Origin of the sequence: Pseudoxanthomonas suwonensis (assembly GCF_000972865.1) — a bacterium.
Classification (GTDB): Bacteria; Pseudomonadota; Gammaproteobacteria; order Xanthomonadales; family Xanthomonadaceae; genus Pseudoxanthomonas; species Pseudoxanthomonas suwonensis_B.
In genome coordinates, this window is the sequence record NZ_CP011144.1 from 2131555 (window position 1) to 2153507 (window position 21953).

A 21953-nucleotide genomic window follows, 5' to 3' on the forward strand; every position below is an offset into this window, starting at 1 on the left:
GTGCCTCCGGATTCGCGGCGAGCCTACCGCATCGGCGGGGGCCCCGTTACTCGCCCAGCAGCGCCTGGATCGCGGCGAAGCTGGCGTTGGCCCGTTCCTTCCTGCGCTCGGCGTCGGCGACCGGGTCGGCGCCGTCGCGCTGCAGTTCGGCGGCCGGCAGCTCGTCGAGGAAGCGGCTGGGCTTGAGCCGCACCTTCTCGCGGAAGCGCCGGGTCTCGCGGCTGTGGCTGAGCCACAGCTGGGTCTTGGCGCGGGTGATGCCGACGTACATCAGCCGCCGCTCCTCCTCCAGCGAGCCTTCCTCCAGCGCGGCCTCGTGCGGCAGGGTGCCGTCCTCGCAGCCGACGATGAATACGTAGCCGAACTCCAGGCCCTTGGCCGCGTGCAGGCTCATCAGCCGCACCTGGTTGCCGCCGTCGTCCTTGTCATTGCGCGAGAGCAGGGCCAGCTGCGCGGCCAGGTCGCCGGCGCTGGCGCCGCGCGGGCCGCCCTCGAACCATCCGGCCAGTTCGTCCAGGTTGGCCTTGCGCCGCTGGAACGAGGCCTCGTCCTTGCACTGCGCGCGCAGGTCGGCCAGCAGCCCGGACTTCTCGGCCAGGCGCCGGACCAGGTCGGCCGCGCTCAGGCGCGCGGCCTGCTCGCGCAGGTCGGCGATGGCGTCGTTGAACGCGCCCAGGCCGTTGGCCGCGCGCGGCGGCAGCTGCTGCAGCGCGCCCATCGACTGCGCAGCGCGCGACAGCGGCAGGTGCTTGCTGGAGGCCAGCTCGGCCAGCTTCGCCAGCGAGGTGGCGCCGACCTCGCGCTTGGGCGACTGCACCGCGCGCAGGAAGGCCGCGTCGTCCTCCGGATTGGCGATCACCCGCAGCCAGGCCAGCGCGTCCTTCACTTCCTGGCGCTCGAGGAAGGCGGTGCCGCCGGTCAGGTGGTAGGGCACGCGCAGCAGCTGCAGCGCCTTCTCCAGCGGCCGCGACTGGTGGTTGCCGCGGAACAGGATGCAGCACTCGCTCCACGGAACCTGCCGCGAGGTCTGCAGGAACGCGATCTCCGCGGCGACCTTCTCGGCCTCGTGCTCGTTGTCGCGGCATTCCCACACGCGGATGCGCTCGCCGTCGGCCTGGTCGCTCCACAGGGTCTTCAGGTGCTGGTGCGGATTGCGCGCGATCAGCGCGTTGGCCGCGCGCAGCACCCGGTTGGAGCAGCGGTAGTTCTGCTCCAGCTTGACCACCTGCAGCGCCGGGTAGTCGCGCTCCATCTGCTGCAGGTTCTCCGGGTTGGCGCCGCGCCAGGCGTAGATGCTCTGGTCGTCGTCGCCCACGCAGGTGAAGTTGCCGCGCGGTCCGGCGATGGCTTTCAGCAGGCGGTACTGGGCGTCGTTGGTGTCCTGGCACTCGTCCACCAGCAGGTAGCCGATGCGCTCGCGCCAGCCGGCCACGATCTCGGCGTTCTCCTCCAGGATCTGCACCGGCAGCCGGATCAGGTCGTCGAAATCGACCGCGTTGAACGCGGCCAGCCGCGCCTGGTAGCGCGCGTACAGCTTGGCCGCCTCCATCTCGCGGGTGGAGCGCGCCGCCGCCAGCGCCTGCTCCGGCGACAGGCCGGCGTTCTTCGCCCGCGAGATCAGGTTCTTCGCGTCGTCCACGGCGTCGGGCTTGGCGCCGGGCATCAGGTCCTTGATCTGCGCGTGGCTGTCGTCGGCGTCGAAGATCGAGAAGCCGCGCTTGAGGCCGGCGGCGGCGTGTTCGATCTGCAGGAACTTCAGCCCCAGCGCGTGGAAGGTGCAGATGGTCAGTCCGTCGGCGGCGTCGCCCTTGATCCGCTTGCCCACGCGCTCGCGCATCTCCTTCGCCGACTTGTTGGTGAAGGTGATCGCGGCGATGCGCCGGGCCGGGTAGCGGCCGGAGGCGATGAGATGGGCGATCTTCTCGACGATGACCCGGGTCTTGCCGCTGCCGGCGCCGGCCAGCACCAGCAGCGGGCCTTCGTCGTGCAGGACCGCGGCGCGTTGGGGGGAATTGAGCAAGGTGGCGGAACGCGGTGGAACGGGCCGGGCATTCTACCCGGAGCCGGGAAGCGGACCGGCTCCGGCGCGCCGCTCCTGTGCGACCTGCGTCGCCATGACCAGGGGGACGCGACGGTCCGGCCGGGGACGACGTACCTTTTCATGGCCCGCCATGCCGTGGAGCGTGCGTCGTGAACCGAAACATGCCCGACCGGCCCGGCCCGGGCCGTCGTCCCACCGCCGTTCACCGATCGCGCGTGTGGCTGCTGGCCGTGCTGCTGCCGTCCGCCTTCCCGCTGGCCGCCGGTCCCGCCCAGCCCGGCGCGGTACAGCTGCTGCAATGGGAAGGGCCGGTCGAGCGTCCCACCTTCGGCAACTACGTCGGCGAGCCGGATATCGCCCCGGAGCTGCTGACTGAAGGCTTCCTCGCCGCCCATCCCGACATCCGCTGGCGCCGCGAAGGCCTGCACGCGTTCCACCACCAACGCTACGAGGAGGCGCACGTCCTGTTCCGCCGCGCCGCCGGCTATGCCGACAAGGCCTCCATGGCGATGCTGGCGGAGATGTACTGGAAGGGCCTGGGCGTGGCCCGGGACCGGCCGATCGGCTATGCCTGGATGGACCTGGCCGCCGAACGCCTGTACCCGAATTTCACCATCCTGCGCGAGCGCTACTGGGGCGAACTGTCCGCGGCCGAGCAGCAGGCGGCGATCGAGCGTGGCCAGGCCCTGCTGGCCGAGTTCGGCGACGACGTGGCCAAGCCGCGCCTGGAGCGGGTCCTGCGCCGCGAGGGCCGCCAGGCCACCGGCAGCCGCACCGGCTCGGTCGGCTTCGTCCGGATCGTGCCGATGACCGGGCCGATGGCCGGCAAGGGCCAGGTGATGCGTGCCGAGGACTACTACCGCCGCGAGTACTGGGACCCGGAGCGCTACTGGGCCTGGCAGGACGAGGCCTGGAAGGCGCCGCAGCGCGAGCACGTGGAAGTGGGCGACGTGGAGCAGGTGCGCGGGGGCGACTAGCCTGCGTGCCGCCCGGTCGATGTCCGGTCGGCCTGCCTGCGTGCTCCATCACCCTGCGCGGCAGCGAATACTTCGATGACACCTTCCGGGAACCGGAGGCGTACTTGGTCTGGCAGGACACGATCTGGCGGACGCTGCACTCGACCGGGCGGGTCCAGGCCGGCGACCCGCGGGCGCTGCCGCCGGCCGGATGAGGGCGACGGCCCGCGGCGGCCGTAGAATCTGCGAATGGCCAAGCTCTACTTCTACTACTCGGCGATGAACGCCGGGAAGACCACCACGCTGCTGCAGTCGGCGTACAACTACCGCGAGCGCGGCATGCGCACGCTGATCCTGACCCCGCGCCTGGACGACCGCGCCGGCCGTGGCGGGGTGGTCGCCTCGCGGATCGGCCTGCGCGCCGAGGGCACCGGCTTCGACCGCGACACCGACCTGGAGCGGCTGGTCGAATCGGACCTGGCCGCGCACGGGCCGCTGGGCTGCGTACTGGTGGACGAGGCGCAGTTCCTCAGCCGCGCGCAGGTGTGGCAGCTGAGCGAGGTGGTCGACCGGCTGCGCACCCCGGTGCTGTGCTACGGCCTGCGCACCGATTTCCGCGGCGAACTGTTCGAGGGCAGCCAGTACCTGCTGGCCTGGGCCGACGAGCTGCAGGAGATCAAGACCATCTGCCACAGCGGCAAGAAGGCGACCATGAACGTGCGCGTGGACGCGCAGGGTCGCGCGGTGCAGGACGGCCCGCAGGTGGAGATCGGCGGCAACGAGCGCTACGTCTCGGTGAGCCGGCCGGAGTTCAAGAAGGTGATGCGCGGCGAGGGCATCGTCGAGCCGCTGCAGGCGCCGTTGTTGTAGGAGCCGGGTATAGCCGGCGACACGGGCGTCGGAACCACGAGGGAGTCGCTTGTGCCGGTGTGGCGTGTCGCCGGCTATACCCGGCTCCTACAACAGCGATGCCTTGCCGGAACGCGCCGGGACAGGAACAGAACCGGCGTCGCACTCAATACAATCGTCGCTCACCCGGCGGCGGCGGGTTCCACTGGTACAGCCAGGTCTCGCTCAGCGCGCGGCCTTGGTGGCGCAGGTACAGGCGCAGGTCGATCTGGGCGGTGGAATCGTCCGGCGGGTAGACGTCGAACATCGCCCGGTAACCGTCGATGGCGTGCAGCGGCCGCGCCGAGACCGTGTCGATGCGGCCGCGGCTGCTTTCCACCACCGCCTCGACGGTGGCGTTGCGCGCGGCCAGCTGCGCCAGCTCGCCGCCGGCGAAATCCACCGCGAAACGTTGCGAGAACCGCTCGCGCCTGAAGCCGATCACCCCGCCCAGGCCGGTGCGCGTGGCCACGGTCTCGGCCAGCGGCGGCCGCACCGGTGGCTGTTCGCCCCAGTACAGGCGGTAGCCGTACAGCAGTTCCTGGCCCGGCTGCGGCTTGGCCTCCGGGTTCCAGAACGCGACGATGTTGTCGAAGGTCTCGTCGACGGTGGGGATCTCCACCAGCTGCACCGAGCCGCGGCCCCAGCCGTGCTTGGGCTCGACCCACAGGCTCGGCCGCTTCTCGTAGAACACGCCGTCGTCCTGGTAGTGGTCGAAGTCGCGGTCGCGCTGCAGCAGGCCGAAGCCGCGCGGGCCGTCGTCGGCGAAGGCGTTGAAGCGCAGGTGCGCCGGGTTGCCCAGCGGGCGCCAGATCCACTCACCGCTGCCGCTGTGCATCGCCAGGCCGTCGCTGTCGTGGATCTCCGGCCGCCAGTCCCAGTCCATGCGCCGGTCGTTCTCGCCGACCTGGTACATGCTGGTGGCCGGAGCGATGCCCAGCCGTTCGATCTGCTGGCGCGGATACAGCGCCGCGTCGACGTCCATCAGCAGCGGCTCGCCCCTGGTGATGGCGAAGCGGTAGGCGCCGGCCACGCTGGGCGAATCCAGCAGCGCGTGGACCACCACCGTGTCCGAGCCCGGTGCCGGGCGCTCCAGCCAGAACGCGGTGAAGTCGGGGAATTCCTCCGGCCGCGGCATGCCGGTGTCGATCGCCAGGCCGCGCGCGGACAGCCCGTACTGCATGTTCGAACCGACCGCGCGGAAGTAGCTGGCGCCGAGGAATGCGGCCCAGTCGCGGCGCACGTCATCGGGCGAGTTGAGGCGGAAGCCGGCGAAGCCCAGGTCCGGCGGCAGCTTGCGGCCCTTCAGCCCGCTCCTGCCGAAGTCGAACATCGCCGGGTCGTAGGCCAGTTCCTGCGCCTGGCCGCCGGCGACTTCGAACATGCGCACCGGGCGCTTGAAGTACAGGCCCAGGTGGAAGAACTTGGCCTGGAACTTCGAGCCGGGCAGGTCGGCCCACAGCGCGTGGTCCTGGCGGAAGCCGATCGACTGGTACTGGTCCCAGTCCAGCGCCGCCACCGCCGGTGGCAGCGCCTCGCTGCGCGGCGCGAACGGCCGGCCGGCCAGGGCGCGGGCATGGCCCTTGAGCCAGGCGTAGTCGAACGGATGGCGCTCGCCCAGCGGCAGCGGGCTGGCGAGCGCGTCCAGCAGCGGCAGCGGCAGGCCGAATGCGGCGAGTGCGGCCGAGGCGCGAATCAGGAACTGGCGTCGGTGCATGGTGCGGCGTGCGGGGAAGGGCGCGCCATCTTACGCACGCCGGTCAGCGCGCCACGGTGGCCTGTGGCCCGCCGTTCAGCGGGGCGTGGCAGGCGGCGGCCAGGCGCGCCACCTCGCGCGACAGGCTGCCGCCTTCAGGGCGCGCGCTGCGAAGTTCAGCGTCCAGGGCCTGCAGCTGGCGGCGTCCGTCGGCGACCTGGCCGTCTTGGCAATCGGCCTGCGCCGCGTAGGCGCGCGCCTGCCAGTGCACCGGCGCCAGCGCCGGCCCGGTGGGCAGGCCGGCGGCGAAGCGGTGCAGGTGCGCGGCCGGGCCCTCGTCGGCCACATCGGGGGCGTCGGGCGTGATCCGCAGCCGCGCCAGGGCCAGCCAGGCCAGCAGGGTGCGCGGATCGTCGGCGCCGTAGCCCACCTGGGTCAGCTGCGCCCCGCGCTCCAGCCACGGCTGCGCGGCCGCGGCCTCGCCGGCGTCCAGCAGCAACTGGCCCATCCGCCGGTCCAGGTCGCCGACCGCCGGGTGGCTGGCGCCGAGGCGGGCGGCGCGCACCTGCCGCGCCTCCTCGAGCGTGGCCCGCGCCGCGGCGCCGTCGCCGCCGGCCTCGAAGGCCGCGGCCAGGTCGGCCAGGCCGTAGTCGAGCAGGTGGCGCCCGTCGGGCTGGCGCCAGATCGCCACCGCGCGCTGGAAGGCCGACAGCGCCGCCTCGGTGTCGCCGCGCTCGAGCGCGAGCCGGCCGAGCGCGTCCAGGCTCAGCGCGGTTTCGCGGTGCTGCGGGCCGAGGGTGGACTCGGTCGGCCCGTGCTGCGCGCGCAGGGTCTGCTCGGCCTCGGCCAGCCGGCCCTGCTGCAGGTAGGCCAGGCCGAGCTGGCGGCGCACCGCCAGGGTCGAGGGATGGTTGGGCCCGTGCAGCTCCAGCGCCAGCGCCAGCCCGGCGCGCAGCGCCGCTTCGGCTTCCGTCACCTGGCCGCGGTCCAGGTAGAGCACGCCCAGGCTGCGCTGGATGTCGACCAGCAGCGGATGGCGGTCGCCCAGCCGCGCGCGCAGCTGCCGCTGCGCGGCCAGGAACTGTTCGATCGCCGCGCCGGTGCGCGCCGCGTCGCTCTCCAGCGCGGCCAGGTCGATCATGCCCTCGGCCACGCCGGCGTCGTCGCGCAGCACGTCGCGGCGGATCGCGATGGCGCGCTCGTACAGCTGCTGCGCCGCCATGGGTTCGCCGAGCATGCGCCGGCAGCGGCCGTACTGGATGTAGAAGTCGGCGACCTGCTGCGGCAGTTCGGCCTGCAGGCGCTGCGCGTCATCGGCCAGCGGTTGCATCCGCCCGACGCACTCCTGCGAGCGGCTGAGCAGGCGCAGCACGCGGCCGTGCTGGCCGGCCGCGTCCAGGCGCAGGCCGTCGGGCGCGCCGTCGTCGCCGCCGAGCAGCGCCTGCTGGCGTTCGGACAGCGCCAGTGCCTCGCGGTAGTCGCCGATGCCGATGTACAGGCGCGCGATCACCCCGAGCAGTTCGGCGCGCGCGCGCGGCTGCTGCTCCAGTTCGCTCTCGCCGCGCTTGGCGCCGGCCGAGAGCAGTTCGCGCATGGCCATGCCCTGGCTGCGCTGGGCGCCGCCGGCATGGTCGAACAGGCCCAGCACGAAGCGCTGCAGCGCCTGCGCGCGCGCCGCCTCGTGCCGGGCCTCGTGCGCGTGCCACAAGGCCAGGCCCAGCGCGGACAGCAGCGCCAGCATGGCCAGCGAACCCAGGCCCACGCCCCAGCGGTGGCGTTGCAGGTACTTCTGCAGCTGGTAGCCGATCCGCGGCGGCCGCGCCTCGACCGGACGGCCCTCGAGGTGGCGGCCGATGTCGCGGGCCAGCGCCTCGACCGAGCCGTAGCGCCGGGCCGGGACCTTGTTCAGCGCCTTGAGCGCGATGTTGTCCAGGTCGCCACGCAGGCGCCTGGCCAGCTTGCGCGCCTGCGCGCGCTCGACCTGGCCGGCCTCGGCCAGGCGCTGCACCGTCACCGAGGGCCGCGGCGGGGATACCTCCAGGATCGCCCGTTCCCATTCGGCGTCGCTTTGCCGGCGCAGGCGGTACGGCTTGTCGCCGGCCAGCAGTTCGTACAGGACCACGCCCAGCGAATAGACGTCGGTGAGCGTGCTCACCGGTTCGCCGCGGACCTGCTCGGGTGCGGCGTAGTGCAGGGTGAACGCGCGCACCTCGGTGCGCACGTGCGCGGCCTCGCTGCCGTCGCGGTCGAGCAGCTTGGCGATGCCGAAGTCGAGCAGCTGCACCTCGCGCTCGGCCGTCACCAGCATGTTCGACGGCTTCAGGTCGCGGTGCACGATCAGGTTGGCGTGGGCGTGGCTGACCGCCGCGCACACCTGCAGGAACAGGCGCAGGCGCGCCTCCACCGGCAGCGCCTGCTCGCGGCAGTAGTCGGTCAGCGGCACGCCCTCGACGTATTCCAGCACCAGGTAGGGCTGGTCGCCCTCGCCGATGCCGGCGTCGAGCAGGCGCGCGATGTTGGGGTGCTGCAGCCGCGCCAGGATCTCGCGTTCGCGGGAGAAGCGCAGGCGCAGGTTGGGATCGGCGTAGCCGGGGCGCAGCAGCTTCAGCGCCAGTTGGCGCCGGTACAGGCCGTCGGCGCGTTCGGCCAGCCAGACCTGGCCCATGCCGCCCTCGCCGAGCAGGCGTTCGAGCCGGTACGGCCCCAGTCGGGTGCCCTCGCGCGAAGGCGGGCGGGTGCCGGGCAGCGGGTCGTGGAGGAAGTCGGCTTCGCTGTCCTCCCTGGCCAGCAGGCCTTCGAGGTCGGCGGCCAGCGCCGGGTCCTGCGCCCGCAGCCGCTCCAGTTCGTCCAGGCGCCCGGCGGGCGGCAGGTCGAGGAGGGCGTCGAGCAGCGGCGACAGGCGCTGCCAGCGCTCGGCATCCATGGCCCGGGCCGCCCTTCGCCGTCAGTCCTCGCGCATGGCCGCGAGCAGGAACATGCGCGCCTTCTGCCAGTCGCGGCGCACGCTGCGTTCGGAGCGCCGCAACAGGTCGGCGATCTCCTGCTCGGACAGCCCGGCGAAGTAGCGCAACTCCACCACCCTGGCCAGTTTCTCGTCCACCGACGCCAGCCGCTCCAGCGCGGTGTCCAGCGCGAGAAGGTTCTCGTCCAGGCGCAGGCTGCTCTCGGCCTCCTCGGGGATCTCGGCCACGCGCTTGAGGTCGCCGCCACGCTTGCGTGCCATGCGGTTGCGGGCGTAGTCCACCACCACGCTGCGCATGGCCGAGGCGGCGTAGGCGAAGAAGTGGGCGCGGTCCTCGAAACGGGCGCCGTTGCTGGCGCCGACCAGCTTCAGGTAGGACTCGTGGACCAGCGAGGTCGGGTCCAGGGTGTTGTTCTGCTGGCCCGACAGCTGGCGCCGGGCCAGCGTGTGCAGTTCCTGGTACAGGGTGCCCAGCACGCGGTCGAGCGCCTCGCGGTCTCCGCCGCGCGCGGCGTCCAGCCACACGGTGATTTCGGGGGAACTGTCGGGGGAACTGGCCATCGTCGTCTCCGCGACTGCGCCAAGGGGCCGAATATAGCGAGTTTTTGGCTGGCGGGCGGTTTGCGGCTTCACGCTGGCGGGGTGGCTCCGTCGTGGTGCCTCTGGTGTGAATGTCCCCGGCGCCTCCCTTAGTTGTTTCGGTTCTTCGCCCAACTCCCTGGAAGGCAACCGGGATCCCGGGTAGATGGCAGTTGCCATCGCGACGCTGGGCAGAAGCAGGGGCAAAGCAAAGGCAAAGGCCTCGCAGCTTCGGCCGGGGCCGCCGTCCTGCCGGGGCATGGCTTACCCCTCGGTCGGGCATCCTGCCCTCAACTCGGGGCCGTGGCACCTCCCTGTGCCACTTGCGCCATACCCCGGCAGGACGACGTCCTCGGGCGGCGTTGTGGTCGTGGCTTCCATGGCCTGGCGAAAAGACACCGCGACCTGATGGTCCCGGGTTTCCTGTAGGAGCCCAGCTTGCTGGCGACCCGGGTGTCGGAATCACGAGGGCGTCGCCTGTGCCGAGGTCGTCGTGTCGCCGGCTGAACCCGGCTCCTACAACAGCCACGGCGCGGCCGCTCTTCTGTAGGAGCTGACTTCAGTCGGCGACACGGGCGTCGGGATCACGAGGGCGTCGCCTGCACCGACGGCGTCGCGGGCAAGCCCGGCTCCTACAAGAATCAGGTCGTCGGGCAGCGAACGGAGCCACGACCTGGAATCACTCCGAAGACGTGGCAGGCCGGGTGTGTTGCGGCAGCGGCCATGGATGGCCGCGTCGGCGAGTCGGCACAGGGATGTGCCGCCGAGCCGACCGCAACACACCCGGTCTGCCACGGCTCAGCCCGAAGCCGACCACCCAAACGTTCTTGCCGTTGCCGTTGTCTTGTCGTCGAGCCGCGGTGCAGTGCGGACCTGCCCCTCGGATCGGCGAAGAACCCATTGTTCCGGGCCAAAGGGGGCCTCACGATCGGGGTGCCGATGCCACCTAGCGCGCGCGTCGGTGATGGCCGGCTCAGCGCTGGCAGCGCGGGCACCACACGCTGGCGCGCTGGCCGATACTGGCCTCGCGCAGCGGGCCGCCGCAGGCCGGGCAGGGCAGGCCGCCGCGGCCGTAGACCGACAGCTCCTGCTCGAAGTAGCCCGGCGCGCCGTCGGGGCTGAGGAAGTCGCGCAGGGTGGTGCCGCCGCGGGTGATGGCGTAGGCGAGGATGTCGTGCACGGCGTCGGCCAGGGCGGCGTAGCGCTCGCGCGAGACCTTGCCGGCGGCGCGGTTGGGCGAGATGCCGGCGCGGAACAGGCTCTCGGCGGCGTAGATGTTGCCGACGCCGACCACGATCCGCTGGTCCATCAGGAAGGCCTTCACCGGCGCGCTGCGACCGCGGCTGCGCGCGAACAGCCAGTCGCCGTCGAAGGCGTCCGACAGCGGTTCGGGTCCGAGCCCGCGCAGCAGTTCATGTTCGGTCCCGGCCGGCTGCCAGAGCAGGCATCCGAAGCGGCGCGGGTCGGTGAAGCGCAGTACCCGGCCCGAATCCAGCGCCAGGTCGACGTGGTCGTGCGCGCCGATCGGGGTCGCGGCGGGCAGCACCCGCAGCATCCCGGACATGCCTAGGTGCAGCAGCGCGCTGTCGCCGGCGTCGGTGTCCAGCAGCAGGTACTTGGCGCGGCGGCGGACCGCGGCGATGCGCCGGCCCGGCAGTGCCTCGCGGATCTGGTCGGGGATCGGCCAGCGCAGGTCCGGCCGGCGCAGGACCACGCCGGTGATCCGCCGGCCTTCCACGTGCGGGGCCAGGCCGCGGCGGGTGGTCTCGACCTCGGGCAGCTCGGGCACGACTCAGCCTCCGGCGGCTAGGTAGTGGGCGTGGCCGTGCGGATCGTGCTCCTGCCAGACCCGTACCGGTCCGCCGAACGCCTGCGACAGCAGCTCGCCGGTCAGGGTCCGCGCGCGCGGACCGTCGGCCAGCACCCGCCCCTTCTCGAGCAGGATCACCCGCTCGATCTCCGGCACGATCTCCTCGATGTGGTGGGTGACCAGCACCAGGGTCACGCCCTGCCGCGCCAGCGAACGCAGCATCGCCAGCAGGTGGCCGCGCGCGACCAGGTCCAGGCCGGTGCCCGGCTCGTCCAGCAGCAGTGCCTGCGGCCGGTTGACCAGGGCGCGGGCGATCAGCACCCGGCGCGCCTCGCCGGTGGACAGTTCGGCGTACAGGCGGTGGCGCAGCGGCAGCGCATGGGCGCGTTCGAGCGCCTCGGCCGCACGCCGGCGCATGTCGTCGGTCACCTCGCGGAACGGCGGGACCACGAAACTGGCGAACAGGCCGCTGAGCACCGCGTCTTCCGCAGTCAATGCATGCATGTCGGCCAGGTGGGCACCGAAATCGCCGGTGACGATCCCCAACTGCGAGCGCAGCCGGTCCACCTGCCAGCGCGCCTGGCCCAGCACCTGCACCGGCGGCGGGCCGCTGCTGCGCGCCAGCGGGTACAGCTCGCGGGTGATCAGCTTGATCAGGGTCGACTTGCCGCAGCCGTTGGCGCCGAGGATGGCGGTGTGCTGGCCCTGGTCGATGCGCAGCGACAGCTCGTGCAGGACCCGGACCTGGCCGCGGGTGACGCTGGCGCGGTCCAGTTCGATCAGCGGCGGGCGGGCGGCATCGGCCGCGGGCTGCGGGGCGGGGGACGGCATCCGGGCGGGGTCTCTGCAGGGGCGGGGCCGAGGCTGAACGCCGTACGCGGCCGACGGGTGAAGTTTGCCGGATCAGGCCCCATCATGTCCGCACGCGGGCGTCTCCCGCGCCTCCTCCGACACGTACCAAGAGCCGCCGTGATGCCCGACGCACTGGTTTCCTTTCTCACCTCCGGTGTCGCCGGCCTCGGCTGGCTGGGCCTGCTGGCGGTGCTGCTGGTCTTCACCCAGCTGACCATCTTCTCGGTGACCCTGTACCTGCACCGCAGCCAGGCGCACCGCGGCGTGGATTTCCATCCGGTCCTGAGCCACTTCTTCCGCTTCTGGACCTGGCTGACCACCTCGATGATCACCCGCGAGTGGGTGGCCATCCACCGCAAGCACCACGCCAAGGTGGAGACCGAAGAGGATCCGCACAGCCCGCAGACGCGCGGCATCGGCAAGGTGTTCTGGGAGGGCGTGGAGCTGTACCGCGAGGCGCGCGCCGACCGCGCCTCGATCGAGCAGTACGGCAAGGGCGCGCCGGACGACTGGATCGAGCGCCGCCTGTACACCCCGCACGCCAACCTCGGCCCGGTCGCGCTGTTTTTCGTGAACTTCGTCCTGTTCGGCCTGCCGGGCATCGCCCTGTGGGCGATCCAGATGGCCTGGATCCCGTTCTGGGCCGCCGGCGTGGTCAATGGCCTGGGCCACTGGTGGGGCTACCGCAACTTCGAGTCGGCCGATACCTCGACCAACCTGACCCCGTGGGCGGTGTGGATCGGCGGCGAGGAACTGCACAACAACCACCACGCCTTCCCCAGCTCGGCTCGTTTCTCGATGCGGCGCTGGGAGTTCGACATCGGCTGGGCCGCGATCAAGGGCCTGGAGAAGCTGCGCCTGGCCAAGGTTCTGCGCGTGGCGCCGAGCCTGGACATCCGCCCGAACATAGCCGTGCCCGACACCGAGACCCTGCGCGCGCTGCTGTCGCACCGCTTCCAGGCCATGACCGACTACCAGCGCAACGTGCTCAAGCCGGCGCTGCGCGAGGAGGCTGCGGCCGCCGGCGCCAAGCTGCGCGAACTGCTGCCGCGGCGGATGCGCAAGGGCCTGGTCGACGACGGTCGCTGGCTCAAGCCGGATGCGCGCGAGCAGCTGCAGGCGTGGGTCTCGCAGCGGCCGCGAATCCAGTCGCTGGTCGAGCACCGTGCGCGCCTGGCGGCGCTGCTGGAGGCGCGCAGCCACGATGCGGCCGAGCGCCTGCGCCAGCTGCAGGCCTGGTGCAACGAGGCCGAGGCCAGCGGCATCCGCGCGCTGCAGGAATACTCGATGCGGCTGAAGGGTTACGCCCTGGCGCAATGACCCGGCGTCCCGGCCAGCGTCTATCGCTTCCGCACAGGCCCGGGCGCCCGCGCCCGGGCCTGCTGCTTTGTGCCGGCCTGCTGGCCGCCTCCGCCGCCGTGGCCCAGGTCGAGCGCACCGGCGACTACCTGGCGCGGATGGACACCGACGGCGACGGCCGCGTTTCCGAGGCCGAGTACGTGGCCTGGATGGGCTACGCGTTCGAGCGCATGGACCGCGACGGCGACGGCGTGCTGTCCGCCGCCGAACTGCCGGGCGGCAAGGGCAAGCCGATCACCCTCGAGGAGCACCGCCGGCGCCTGGCCGAGCGCTTCCGGCGCCAGGACGCCGATCGCGACGGCTACCTGGACGCGCGCGAGCTGGCCGCGCCACCGCGCTGATCGGCCACCACCAAAGAAGCGCCGCCAAAAAGGGGTCAGGTTCATTTTCCTTGGAAAAATGAACCTGACCCCTTTTTGGCGGCAAGCCCGGCTCCTACCCGGCGGCGGGGCCGTCGTCCTTGCGCGGCCGCGGTGGATCCACCAGCGGCTGGCCGTTCTGCAGCAGCCACAGCATGATCGTCTTCTGCCGCACGTAGTTGGCGCTGACGAACGACTCGATCAGCCCTGGCCAGCCGTCCAGGAAACCGGCCTTCAGCACGAAGCCGCGGAAGAAGCGCCACGCCGGCGCCAGCACCAGCTTGGCCAGGGTCGCGCGCTTGCCGCGCGCATGGTCGTGCTCGGCCATCATCCGCGCGTAGCGCTGCTTCTTGTCCAGCAGCTGGATGAAGGAACGGTACGGGTGGTGCAGCAGGTCGCCGGGCAGCGGTGCCACCTGGCCGTCCACCGAGACCGCCTCGTGGATCTCGCGGTCGCCGCGCCAGCCGCCGCGGCGCCGGTCGAACAGGCGCAGCACGCGGTCGGGATAGGCGGTGCCGTGGCGCAGGAAGCGGCCGTAGTATTCGGACATCCGCGCGAAGCGATAGCCGGCCGCGCGCCCGAAGCCGGCATCGCGTTCGGCCTCGATCGCCGCGCGCAGGCGGGCGTCGACGCGCTCGTCGGCGTCCAGGCTCAGCACCCAGTCGTGCGCGCACTGGGCCACGGCGAACTGCTTCTGGCTGCGGAAGCCGTCGAACGGCCGCACCAGCACGCGCGCACCGGCCCGTTGCGCGACCTCGCGGGTGCCGTCGGTGGAGCCGGAATCGACCACCACGATCTCGTCGCAGAACGCCAGCGAGGCCAGGCAGTCGCCGATCCGGTCGGCCTCGTTGTAGGCGATGACGCAGGCCGACAACGGTGCGCGGGCAGACGGGCTCGGCGGGGACGGGCGGGGTTCGGCGGACATGCGGCGGGGCCGGGACGCGGGACGTCGCGGAAGCCTAGCAGGGCGCCTGCGGCGGTGCGCGCCGATGCGATAATCGCGCCACCGCCAGCGTGCACCGGGGTGCGATGTGCCGAAACACTACCTGCTCTATGGATCCGAGCGTTACGCACTGGCCATCCTGCGCCCGATCCAGGCCGCGATCCGCGCCCGTGGCGGCGAGGCGGCCTGGTTCTTCGACGGACCCGGCGCCGAGGACCTGGAGCCGGGCGAGACCCTGCTGACCGTCGGGCAGGTCCGCGCATGGAAGCCGTACGCGGTGATCACCTCCAGCAACGCAGTGCCGCACTTCTTCCCCGGGGTGAAGGTCGAGACCTTCCACGGCTTCGACGCCGGCAAGCCGCGCCACATCTACATCCGCGGCTTGTTCGACCTGTACTGCACGACCGGCCCGCGCGACACCGCCGCGTTCGGCGAACTGTCGCGCGAGCTCGGCCACTTCGCGGTGAGCGAGACCGGCTTCCCCAAGATCGACCCGTTCATGGCGCAGCTGGGCGACGCGCCCGAGCCGGTACGGCAGCCGCCTGTGATCCTCTACCACTCGACCTTCTCGCCCTCGTGGAGCGCGGCGCCGATCCTGCACGACGAAATCGCCCGCCTGTCGCGCACCGGCGAGTGGCGCTGGATCGTCACCTTCCACCCGAAGATGGAACCGGAGACGGTGGCCCGGTACAAGGCGCTGCAGAACGAGTACCTGACCTTCGCCGAGAACGACAACATCCTGGACCTGTTCCCGCAGGTGGACGTGATGTGCTCGGACACGTCCTCGGCGCTCAACGAATTCCTGCTGACCTACAAGCCGGTGGTGACCTACAAGAACCGCCGGCCCGGCCCGCAGCTGATCGACATCGACGACCCGGCGCAGTTCGAGCCGGCGATCCGCCGCGCGCTGTCGCGCCCCCCCGAGCTGATGGCGGCGGTGCGCGAGTTCGCCGACCAGCTGCATCCGTACCGCGACGGCCGTTCCAGCGAGCGCGTGCTGAACGCGATCGACGCCTTCGTCGCGGCCGGCGGGCGCAACCGCAAGCGCAAGCCGCTGAACCTGTGGCGCAAGCTGAAGATCCGGCAGCGGGTCGGCTACTGGGGACCGGCCGGCTGGAAGTGAGCGGCGGCGGTCACCACTTCAGCCGCCGCGCAGCCAGCGTCCGCCCGAGCTGCGCGTACAGCGCGCGCGCCTCATGCTCGGGCAGGAAGCGGATACGCAGCGGCGGCGACATCGCCCCGGCGCCGGCGGTGTCCAGCCACAGCGAGGCGGTGCCCAACCAGCGATCCAGCGGCGAGCGCTGCAGGCGCAGCGCCTGCAGCTTGTCGACCTCGGCGAAGCGCCACCAGCGCGACCACCAGCCGCCGCGCACCGCGACCAGCCGCGCATCGACCGCGTAGCCGATGCGCCCGGCCTGGCGCCAGGCGGCGTACGCCGACCACGGCAGCCACAGCAGCACCAGCAGCGCCCAGGCGCCCAGCTGCCAGGCCAGCACCGCGGCCAGCAGCAGGTTCCACGGCACGCTGCCGGCGAACAGCCGCCACCAGGCCCGCCGCGGCAGCGGCCGCCACTGCGGCGGCGGCCAGGTCGCGCCCGGCAGCAGGTGCGCGGCCAGCGCGTCGCAGGCGTCGGGCGTGGCGATCGGCGCCAGTTCGCGCAGCTTGCGCGGATCGTTCTCCGGGCCGCCGGTGGCGGTATCGATGCGCAGGCTGCGGCGGCCGAACCAGCGGTGCAGCAGGGTTTCCTGCAGGAACCAGGCCTGGATCCGGCGCGGCGCCACGGAGGTGCGGATGCGCGCGAACAGGCCGCGCTCCACGGTCAGCCGCCGCTGCGTCTCGCTCAGGCGGAAGCCGTGGTACTGGGCCAGCGCCAGTGCCACCGACAGCAGCCGCAGCAGGAACACGAATACGCTGACCACCAGCATTGCGGCGCTGGCGATGCCCAGCCAGCCCAGGTGCAGGTCGTCGGCGTAGCCGGCGGCCTGGCGGAAGGAGTCCTCGGCCAGGCGCGCGATCAGGCGCTCGTCGGGAAACAGCTGCCAGAGCAGGCCGAAGGCCGCGGCGAACACGATCATGCCGCGGTTGGATACCAGCCCCAGGCGCACGATCTCGGCGGTGGACATCGCCAGCAGGGTGTGGCTTTCGTCGTCCGTGCGCGCGGTCGCCGCGCCGTCGCTACCGTCGGCCGGGGCCGTCGCCGTGCCGCGGTGGCGCACCAGCCGCTCCAGCGCCAGCGCCTCGTCCAGGCCGAGCACGCGCATCTGCGCCTCGGGCTTCTGCCCGCCGGCCGATTCCAGGCGCACCTCGGCCACGTTGAACGCCCGGTGCAGCAGCGACTGGTGCACGCCCACATTGTGGATCCGCGCGAACGGGATCTCGCGCTGCGAACGCTGCAGCAGGCCGCTGCGGATGGTGATGCCGTCGGAGCCGACCCGGTAGCGGTAGGTGAAGTACTGCAGCACCGACACCACCACCAGCACGCCGACGCCGACCAGCGGCGCCCATTCGGCGAAGTCGCCGCCCGGCCCGCTGCGGCGGCCGGCGAACACCAGCACGATCAGCGGCAGGATGAACTGCCTGAGCTGCTGCAGCAGCACGAACAGCCACGACCAGCGATGCAGCCGCTGCTCGGCCGGCGGCGCGGCGGAGATCTCGTTCACAGCGCGTCGTCGGCTTCGACCTGGCGGGCCAGGTGGGTGCGCAGGGCCTCGGCATCGTCCAGTGCCAGCAACGGCAGCTTCACCGCGGCCATGCGCGTGCCGGCGGTGTGCACCACCAGCGTGGCCAGGCCCAGCCGGCGCTCCAGCGGGCCGCGCTCCAGGTCCAGGTGCTGCACGCGCGACACCGGCACCAGGGTCTCGCTGCGCCACAGCCCGCCTCGGCGGGTGGCGAAGCCGTCGCCGTCCAGCTTCCAGCCGATGCGGCGGTGGCGCAGCAGGCCGACCGCCGCGCCGAGCACCAGGCCGACCAGGGCCGCGGCGATCGCGACCGGCAACCGCGGCTGGTCGAGCAGCGCCGCCGCCACCATGCCCAGGCCCAGGCCGGAGGGAATGGCGATGGCGAAGGCGGCCCCGCCGGCGTAGAGCAGCGCGCCGCGCCGCGGCAGCGGTTGCCAGGCGGAGGAAGCGGGGAGGTCACGGATGCCCGCATCCAGGGGCGGGGGAGAAGCGGCCGGCGATTCGGTCACGGAGTCGGTCGAACCAGGGTGTGGTAGCCGATCGTAAGCGTTCGCGTGGCCGGATGCGCGCCGGCCTGCGGCATGCCGTTGCCGATCGCGTGCGCCGCACGTGTTCTGCGCCTCGGCCTTGGTCGCGTACCCGGCCGGTCACGCCCGGCGCTATACCCAGGCGCGGTCCTCAGTAGGGCGTGACCTCGCCGCTGCCCGGCGGGCGCAGGGTGTAGCGCTTGTAGGTCCACTGGTACTGCGCCGGATCGCGCCGGGCGATGCGTTCGACCTCGGCGTTGAGGCAGGCCACCGCCGCCTTCGGGTCGGCGTCGGCGATGGCCGGCGGCGCCGGTTCGATGTGCAGGACGAAGCCGGGGCCATCGCCGATCCGTTCGCACCAGGCCAACAGCACCGGCGCGCCGGTGCGTTCGGCCAGCCGCGACAGCAGGGTCATGCTCAGTGCCTGCACGCCGAAGAACGGCGCGAATTCGCCGTCGCCGGCCTTGGGTTGCTGGTCGGGCAGGATCCCGACCGCGCCGCCGTCCTTGAGCACCTTCCACAGCTGGCGCACGGCCGCACCTTCGGCGCGGACCTGGCGCACGTTGTCGACGCCGCGGACCTGCTGCAGGAACGCGTCGCCCATCGCCGATTCGGGCGGGCGGTAGACGATCGCGATCGGCCCGCGCGAGGCCAGCCACTGGTTCAGCAGTTCCCAGTTGCCGAAGTGCGGCGCGGCCACGATCACCCCGCCGCCGGCGGCCAGCGCCTGGTCGTAGAGCGCCGCGCCGTGGACCTCGCGGATCAGGGCCAGGTTGTCCGCGGGCGGCCGGGTCCACAGCTTCAGCGTCTCCAGCGCCTGCCGCGCGGTGGTGCGCAGGATGCGCCGGTGCAGGGCCTCGCGCTGGTCCGCGTCCAGCTGCGGGAAGGCCAGTTCGAGGTTGCGCCGCGCGACCCGGCTCTCGCGCGCGTCGCGCCGGCGCCACAGTGCGGCGATGCCGTCGCCCAGGCGGTACAGCACCGCCCATGGCAGGACGCCCAGCAGACGGGTGGCGGCGACGAGCAGGCGGGCCTGGCGTTGGGGGGACATGGGGGCAAGTCTAGCCGCCACTGCCGGCAACCCCATGCCGCCGGCCGGATGCATGGCGCGGGGACAGGTGACAGCCATGCCCGTGCCGGCTGATGCTGGAGCCCCTTCGCCGCCGGTCCGCCGCCCATGCTCGCCCTGATCCAGCGCGTCACCCGTGCCTCGGTGGAAGTGGACGGCCAGGCCGTCGGCCGCATTGATGCCGGCCTGCTCGCGCTGGTCGGGGTGCAGCCGGGCGACGATGCGGCGAAGGTGGCCCGGATGACCCAAAGGCTGCTCGGTTACCGGGTGTTCGCCGACGATGCCGGCCGGATGAACCGCTCGCTGGCCGACACCGGCGGCGGCCTGCTGCTGGTCAGCCAGTTCACCCTGGCGGCCGACACCGACGCGGGCATGCGCGCCAGCTTCAGCACTGCCGCCGCGCCGGAGGAGGCTGAACGGGTCTTCAACCTGCTGGCCGATGCCTGCCGTAGACAGCACCCAGGGCGGGTGGAAACCGGCCGTTTCGGTGCCCATATGGTGGTCAGCCTGGTCAACGACGGCCCGGTCACCTTCCTGCTGCGGGCCTGAGCGCCGCTGAACGCGAGCCGCCCGCAAGTACCTGACGCACAAGGGTTGTCCGGCCTTGGGGCCGGTGCCCTGTTATAATGCTAGGTTCTCTTCACCACACTCAAGCACCGGTGGCGCCGCACATGGCCAACGAACGTCCAGCCCAGCAATCCGAAATCAAGCAGCTCATCAGCAAGGGCCTGGAACAGGGCTACCTGACCTATGCCGAGGTCAACGACCACCTGCCCGACGACATCGTCGATGCGGAGCAGATCGAAGACATCATCGGCATGATCAACGGCATGGGCATCGACGTCCATGAAGTGGCGCCCGATGCCGAAACCCTGCTGCTCAACGACGGCAACACCGGCAACCGCGAGATCGACGATACCGCCGCCGAGGAAGCCGCCGCCGCGCTGACCGCGCTCGACTCCGAGGGTGGCCGCACCACCGACCCGGTGCGCATGTACATGCGCGAGATGGGCACGGTCGAACTGCTGACCCGCGAGGGCGAGATCGCCATCGCCAAGCGCATCGAGGAAGGCCTGGGCCAGGTCCAGGCCGCGCTGGGTAGCTTCCCATGGTCGATCGAGCTGCTGCTCGAGGACTACGAACTGCACAAGGCCGGCAAGAAGCGCCTGGCCGAGGTCGTGGTCGGCTTCAATGACCTGGTCGACGAGACGCCGGAACCGGCGGTGGCCGCGGTCGAGGTCGACAGCGATGCCGAGGCCGACGAGGACGAAGAAGAGGACGTGGCCGACGACGACGAGGCCGAAGCCGGCCCGACCGGCCCGGACCCGGCCGAGGTCGCGCGCCGCATGGAGCAGCTGGCCGCCGACTACGCCAAATTCAAGAAGGCCAACGCCAAGGCCGGCCCGCAGGCCAAGAACGTCATCAAGATGCGCGGCGAGATGGCCGAGCAGTTCGTCACCTTCAAGCTGCCGCTGGCGCTGACCGACACCCTGGTGCGCAAGCTGCGCGAGGTGATGGGCGAGATCAAGGACCACGAGCGTCGCGTGCTGCACCTGGCCACGGTCGTGGCGCACATGCCGCGCAAGGACTTCATCCGCGCCTGGGAAGGCAACCAGGTCAACCTGGAGTGGGTGGACGAGGTCCTCAAGCGCAAGCAGAAATGGTCCTCGGCGCTGCGCGAGGTCAAGGACCAGATCGTCGCCGAGCAGCAGGCCACCATCGCCATCGAGCAGGCCATGTACCTGGACCTGGCCGACATCCGCGAGATCGGCCGGCAGATGGCCTATGGCGAAGCCAAGGCGCGCAAGGCCAAGAAGGAGATGGTCGAGGCCAACCTGCGCCTGGTGATCTCCATCGCCAAGAAGTACACCAACCGCGGCCTGCAGTTCCTGGACCTGATCCAGGAGGGCAACATCGGCCTGATGAAGGCGGTCGACAAGTTCGAATACCGCCGCGGCTACAAGTTCTCGACCTACGCCACCTGGTGGATCCGCCAGGCGATCACCCGCTCGATCGCCGACCAGGCGCGCACCATCCGCATCCCGGTGCACATGATCGAGACGATCAACAAGTTGAACCGCATTTCCCGCCAGATGCTCCAGCAGTACGGCCGCGAGGCCACGCCGGAGGAGCTGGCCAAGGAAATGGACATGCCCGAGGACAAGATCCGCAAGGTGATGAAGATCGCCAAGGAGCCGATCTCGATGGAGACCCCGATCGGCGACGACGAGGACTCCCACCTGGGCGACTTCATCGAGGACACCAACGTGGAGTCCCCGATCGAGAACACCACCAACATCAACCTGTCCGAGACTGTGCGCGACGTGCTGGCCGGGCTGACCCCGCGCGAGGCCAAGGTCCTGCGCATGCGCTTCGGCATCGACATGAACACCGACCACACCCTCGAGGAAGTGGGCAAGCAGTTCGACGTCACCCGCGAGCGCATCCGCCAGATCGAAGCCAAGGCGCTGCGCAAGCTGCGCCATCCGAGCCGTTCGGAGCAGCTGCGCAGCTTCCTCGACATCGACTGAGGGCGCATCGCCGATCCTGTGGTACCCGAAGGCCCCGCATGGCGGGGCCTTCGGCTTTCCGGTGGTTGTCTCTGGTTGCGGCCGCCGGCGCTCCATTACACTTCCATGGCAGCGCGGGCCTGTAGCTCAATGGTTAGAGCGAGGGACTCATAATCCCCAGGTTCCAGGTTCGAGTCCTGGCAGGCCCACCACATGGCACTCCGGCGCAGTCTGGTGTTCTGGAAAGCATAGTTTGGCCGAAACGGACAATACATTTCCGGCAAGCATGAGCGGTCCGGGCTGATAGGACGGGGCTCAGACAGGCCCTACGGCTCGGCTCACCCAGTGAATCAGATTTGAGAATGTGGAAAGCACAGTTCGATTGTTGTTTGACAAAGCGATCTCGCAACGCGTTGGCACAGGACTTGGTAGCTGATAGTTCATTCCAGAAGTCGCGATTTCTTCGGGGCGCCCCAGCTTGTGCGTTAGGCATTTGATTCCTGGCCGATAGTGAACACGGCTTTTCCCATCGTGCGCGGAGCGTTGCTAGTCTCGTCTGATTGGCAATGGGGTGCGGTGTCCAGCGGTCTCACACTGCGGCCGGTGAGCCGTGGCGTACGATTCTTGGAATGGGGCCAAGAAGCAGCAGCCAATCTGTGATTTCAATGCGAGGTCAACTTGTGCTTTCGAGAACATCCGACCCCGACTGATCGCATCAAGAAAATAG

General features: G+C 71.2%; 17 protein-coding genes and 1 tRNA gene. 8 read left to right on the top strand and 10 right to left on the bottom strand.

Annotation, left to right across the window (positions count from 1 at the left end):
• Positions 1-46 precede the first annotated feature (46 nt).
• Entirely contained in the window at positions 47-2020 is a 1974-nt protein-coding gene (locus WQ53_RS08865) for a UvrD-helicase domain-containing protein (RefSeq protein WP_052631835.1), read from the bottom strand.
• 236 nt (positions 2021-2256) lie between these two features.
• Here WQ53_RS08865 and WQ53_RS08870 point away from each other — a divergent pair, with 236 nt between their 5' ends.
• Together WQ53_RS08870 and WQ53_RS08880 are read left to right on the top strand one after the other, a co-directional pair.
• Positions 2257-3018 carry a sel1 repeat family protein gene (locus tag WQ53_RS08870; protein ID WP_052631836.1) on the top strand — a complete coding sequence of 254 codons (762 nt, stop codon included), beginning with the start codon at positions 2257-2259 and terminating at the stop codon, positions 3016-3018.
• Between the two features lie 228 nt (positions 3019-3246).
• The gene (locus WQ53_RS08880; RefSeq protein WP_052631838.1) at positions 3247-3867 is read left to right on the top strand and encodes a thymidine kinase; all 621 of its coding nucleotides are present in this window, start codon (positions 3247-3249) and stop codon (positions 3865-3867) included.
• A gap of 145 nt (positions 3868-4012) precedes the next feature.
• On the opposite strand, the gene WQ53_RS08885 is transcribed toward WQ53_RS08880, so the two are convergent.
• The 5 genes from WQ53_RS08885 to WQ53_RS08905 all read right to left on the bottom strand — a co-directional run bounded on the left by WQ53_RS08885 (position 4013) and on the right by WQ53_RS08905 (position 11763).
• Entirely contained in the window at positions 4013-5602 is a 1590-nt protein-coding gene (locus tag WQ53_RS08885; protein WP_052631839.1) for a glucan biosynthesis protein, read from the bottom strand.
• A gap of 43 nt (positions 5603-5645) precedes the next feature.
• Positions 5646-8504: a serine/threonine-protein kinase gene (locus WQ53_RS08890; protein WP_052631840.1), complete on the bottom strand. Its 2859-nt coding sequence runs from the start codon at positions 8502-8504 to the stop codon at positions 5646-5648.
• Positions 8505-8525: 21 nt separating this feature from the next.
• Positions 8526-9104, bottom strand: a complete 579-nt coding sequence (locus WQ53_RS08895; protein WP_052631841.1) for an ECF-type sigma factor — start codon at positions 9102-9104, stop codon at positions 8526-8528.
• A 991-nt stretch (positions 9105-10095) separates the two neighbouring features.
• Positions 10096-10911: a bifunctional DNA-formamidopyrimidine glycosylase/DNA-(apurinic or apyrimidinic site) lyase gene (gene mutM, locus WQ53_RS08900; protein ID WP_052631842.1), complete on the bottom strand. Its 816-nt coding sequence runs from the start codon at positions 10909-10911 to the stop codon at positions 10096-10098.
• A gap of 3 nt (positions 10912-10914) precedes the next feature.
• Positions 10915-11763 carry an ABC transporter ATP-binding protein gene (locus tag WQ53_RS08905; RefSeq protein WP_052631843.1) on the bottom strand — a complete coding sequence of 283 codons (849 nt, stop codon included), beginning with the start codon at positions 11761-11763 and terminating at the stop codon, positions 10915-10917.
• 141 nt (positions 11764-11904) lie between these two features.
• Here WQ53_RS08905 and WQ53_RS08910 point away from each other — a divergent pair, with 141 nt between their 5' ends.
• Both WQ53_RS08910 and WQ53_RS08915 read left to right on the top strand, forming a co-directional pair.
• Positions 11905-13104: a DesA family fatty acid desaturase gene (locus WQ53_RS08910; protein ID WP_052631844.1), complete on the top strand. Its 1200-nt coding sequence runs from the start codon at positions 11905-11907 to the stop codon at positions 13102-13104.
• The gene (locus WQ53_RS08915) at positions 13101-13484 is read left to right on the top strand and encodes an EF-hand domain-containing protein (protein WP_144409281.1); all 384 of its coding nucleotides are present in this window, start codon (positions 13101-13103) and stop codon (positions 13482-13484) included. Before WQ53_RS08910 ends, WQ53_RS08915 begins: the two co-directional genes overlap by 4 nt.
• Before the next feature lie 94 nt (positions 13485-13578).
• Here the strand turns inward: WQ53_RS08915 and WQ53_RS08920 are convergent, their stop codons facing one another.
• Complete coding sequence (locus WQ53_RS08920; protein WP_052631845.1) at positions 13579-14427, bottom strand: glycosyltransferase family 2 protein; 849 nt, start codon at positions 14425-14427, stop codon at positions 13579-13581.
• A 106-nt stretch (positions 14428-14533) separates the two neighbouring features.
• Between WQ53_RS08920 and WQ53_RS08925 the strand changes: the two genes are divergently transcribed.
• Positions 14534-15568 (top strand): CDP-glycerol glycerophosphotransferase family protein, encoded by a 1035-nt coding sequence (locus WQ53_RS08925; RefSeq protein WP_052631846.1) that lies wholly within the window; start codon positions 14534-14536, stop codon positions 15566-15568.
• A gap of 10 nt (positions 15569-15578) precedes the next feature.
• Here the strand turns inward: WQ53_RS08925 and WQ53_RS08930 are convergent, their stop codons facing one another.
• From WQ53_RS08930 to WQ53_RS08940, 3 genes are all read right to left on the bottom strand, one after another.
• A complete protein-coding gene (locus tag WQ53_RS08930) occupies positions 15579-17105 on the bottom strand; it encodes a PH domain-containing protein (protein WP_052631847.1) in 1527 nt (508 codons plus the stop codon).
• A complete protein-coding gene (locus tag WQ53_RS08935) occupies positions 17102-17632 on the bottom strand; it encodes a PH domain-containing protein (RefSeq protein ID WP_052631848.1) in 531 nt (176 codons plus the stop codon). The genes WQ53_RS08930 and WQ53_RS08935 overlap by 4 nt, the downstream gene beginning before the upstream one ends.
• Positions 17633-17801: 169 nt before the next feature.
• The gene (locus tag WQ53_RS08940) at positions 17802-18752 is read right to left on the bottom strand and encodes a lauroyl acyltransferase (protein WP_428992285.1); all 951 of its coding nucleotides are present in this window, start codon (positions 18750-18752) and stop codon (positions 17802-17804) included.
• A gap of 72 nt (positions 18753-18824) precedes the next feature.
• Between WQ53_RS08940 and dtd the strand changes: the two genes are divergently transcribed.
• The 3 genes from dtd (at position 18825) to WQ53_RS08955 (ending at position 21438) form a co-directional block, all read left to right on the top strand.
• A complete protein-coding gene (gene dtd / locus WQ53_RS08945; protein ID WP_052631850.1) occupies positions 18825-19265 on the top strand; it encodes a D-aminoacyl-tRNA deacylase in 441 nt (146 codons plus the stop codon).
• 122 nt (positions 19266-19387) lie between these two features.
• On the top strand, positions 19388-21247 hold the full coding sequence (rpoD, locus tag WQ53_RS08950) for an RNA polymerase sigma factor RpoD (protein WP_052634007.1): 1860 nt from the start codon (positions 19388-19390) through the stop codon (positions 21245-21247).
• Between the two features lie 115 nt (positions 21248-21362).
• Positions 21363-21438, top strand: a tRNA-Ile gene (locus WQ53_RS08955).
• The last annotated feature ends 515 nt before the right edge of the window (positions 21439-21953 follow it).

Bases quoted from the DNA above. Each gene is read 5' to 3' on its own strand.
- WQ53_RS08910 (WP_052631844.1), top strand. From the start codon at position 11,905: ATGCCCGACGCACTGGTTTCCTTTCTCACCTCCGGTGTCGCCGGCCTC.
- WQ53_RS08915 (WP_144409281.1), top strand. From the start codon at position 13,101: ATGACCCGGCGTCCCGGCCAGCGTCTATCGCTTCCGCACAGGCCCGGG.
- WQ53_RS08885 (WP_052631839.1), bottom strand. From the start codon at position 5,602: ATGCACCGACGCCAGTTCCTGATTCGCGCCTCGGCCGCACTCGCCGCA.
- WQ53_RS08920 (WP_052631845.1), bottom strand. From the start codon at position 14,427: ATGTCCGCCGAACCCCGCCCGTCCCCGCCGAGCCCGTCTGCCCGCGCA.
- WQ53_RS08880 (WP_052631838.1), top strand. From the start codon at position 3,247: ATGGCCAAGCTCTACTTCTACTACTCGGCGATGAACGCCGGGAAGACC.
- rpoD (WP_052634007.1), top strand. From the start codon at position 19,388: ATGGCCAACGAACGTCCAGCCCAGCAATCCGAAATCAAGCAGCTCATC.
- WQ53_RS08890 (WP_052631840.1), bottom strand. From the start codon at position 8,504: ATGGATGCCGAGCGCTGGCAGCGCCTGTCGCCGCTGCTCGACGCCCTC.
- WQ53_RS08905 (WP_052631843.1), bottom strand. From the start codon at position 11,763: ATGCCGTCCCCCGCCCCGCAGCCCGCGGCCGATGCCGCCCGCCCGCCG.
- dtd (WP_052631850.1), top strand. From the start codon at position 18,825: ATGCTCGCCCTGATCCAGCGCGTCACCCGTGCCTCGGTGGAAGTGGAC.
- WQ53_RS08895 (WP_052631841.1), bottom strand. From the start codon at position 9,104: ATGGCCAGTTCCCCCGACAGTTCCCCCGAAATCACCGTGTGGCTGGAC.
- WQ53_RS08940 (WP_428992285.1), bottom strand. From the start codon at position 18,752: ATGCATCCGGCCGGCGGCATGGGGTTGCCGGCAGTGGCGGCTAGACTT.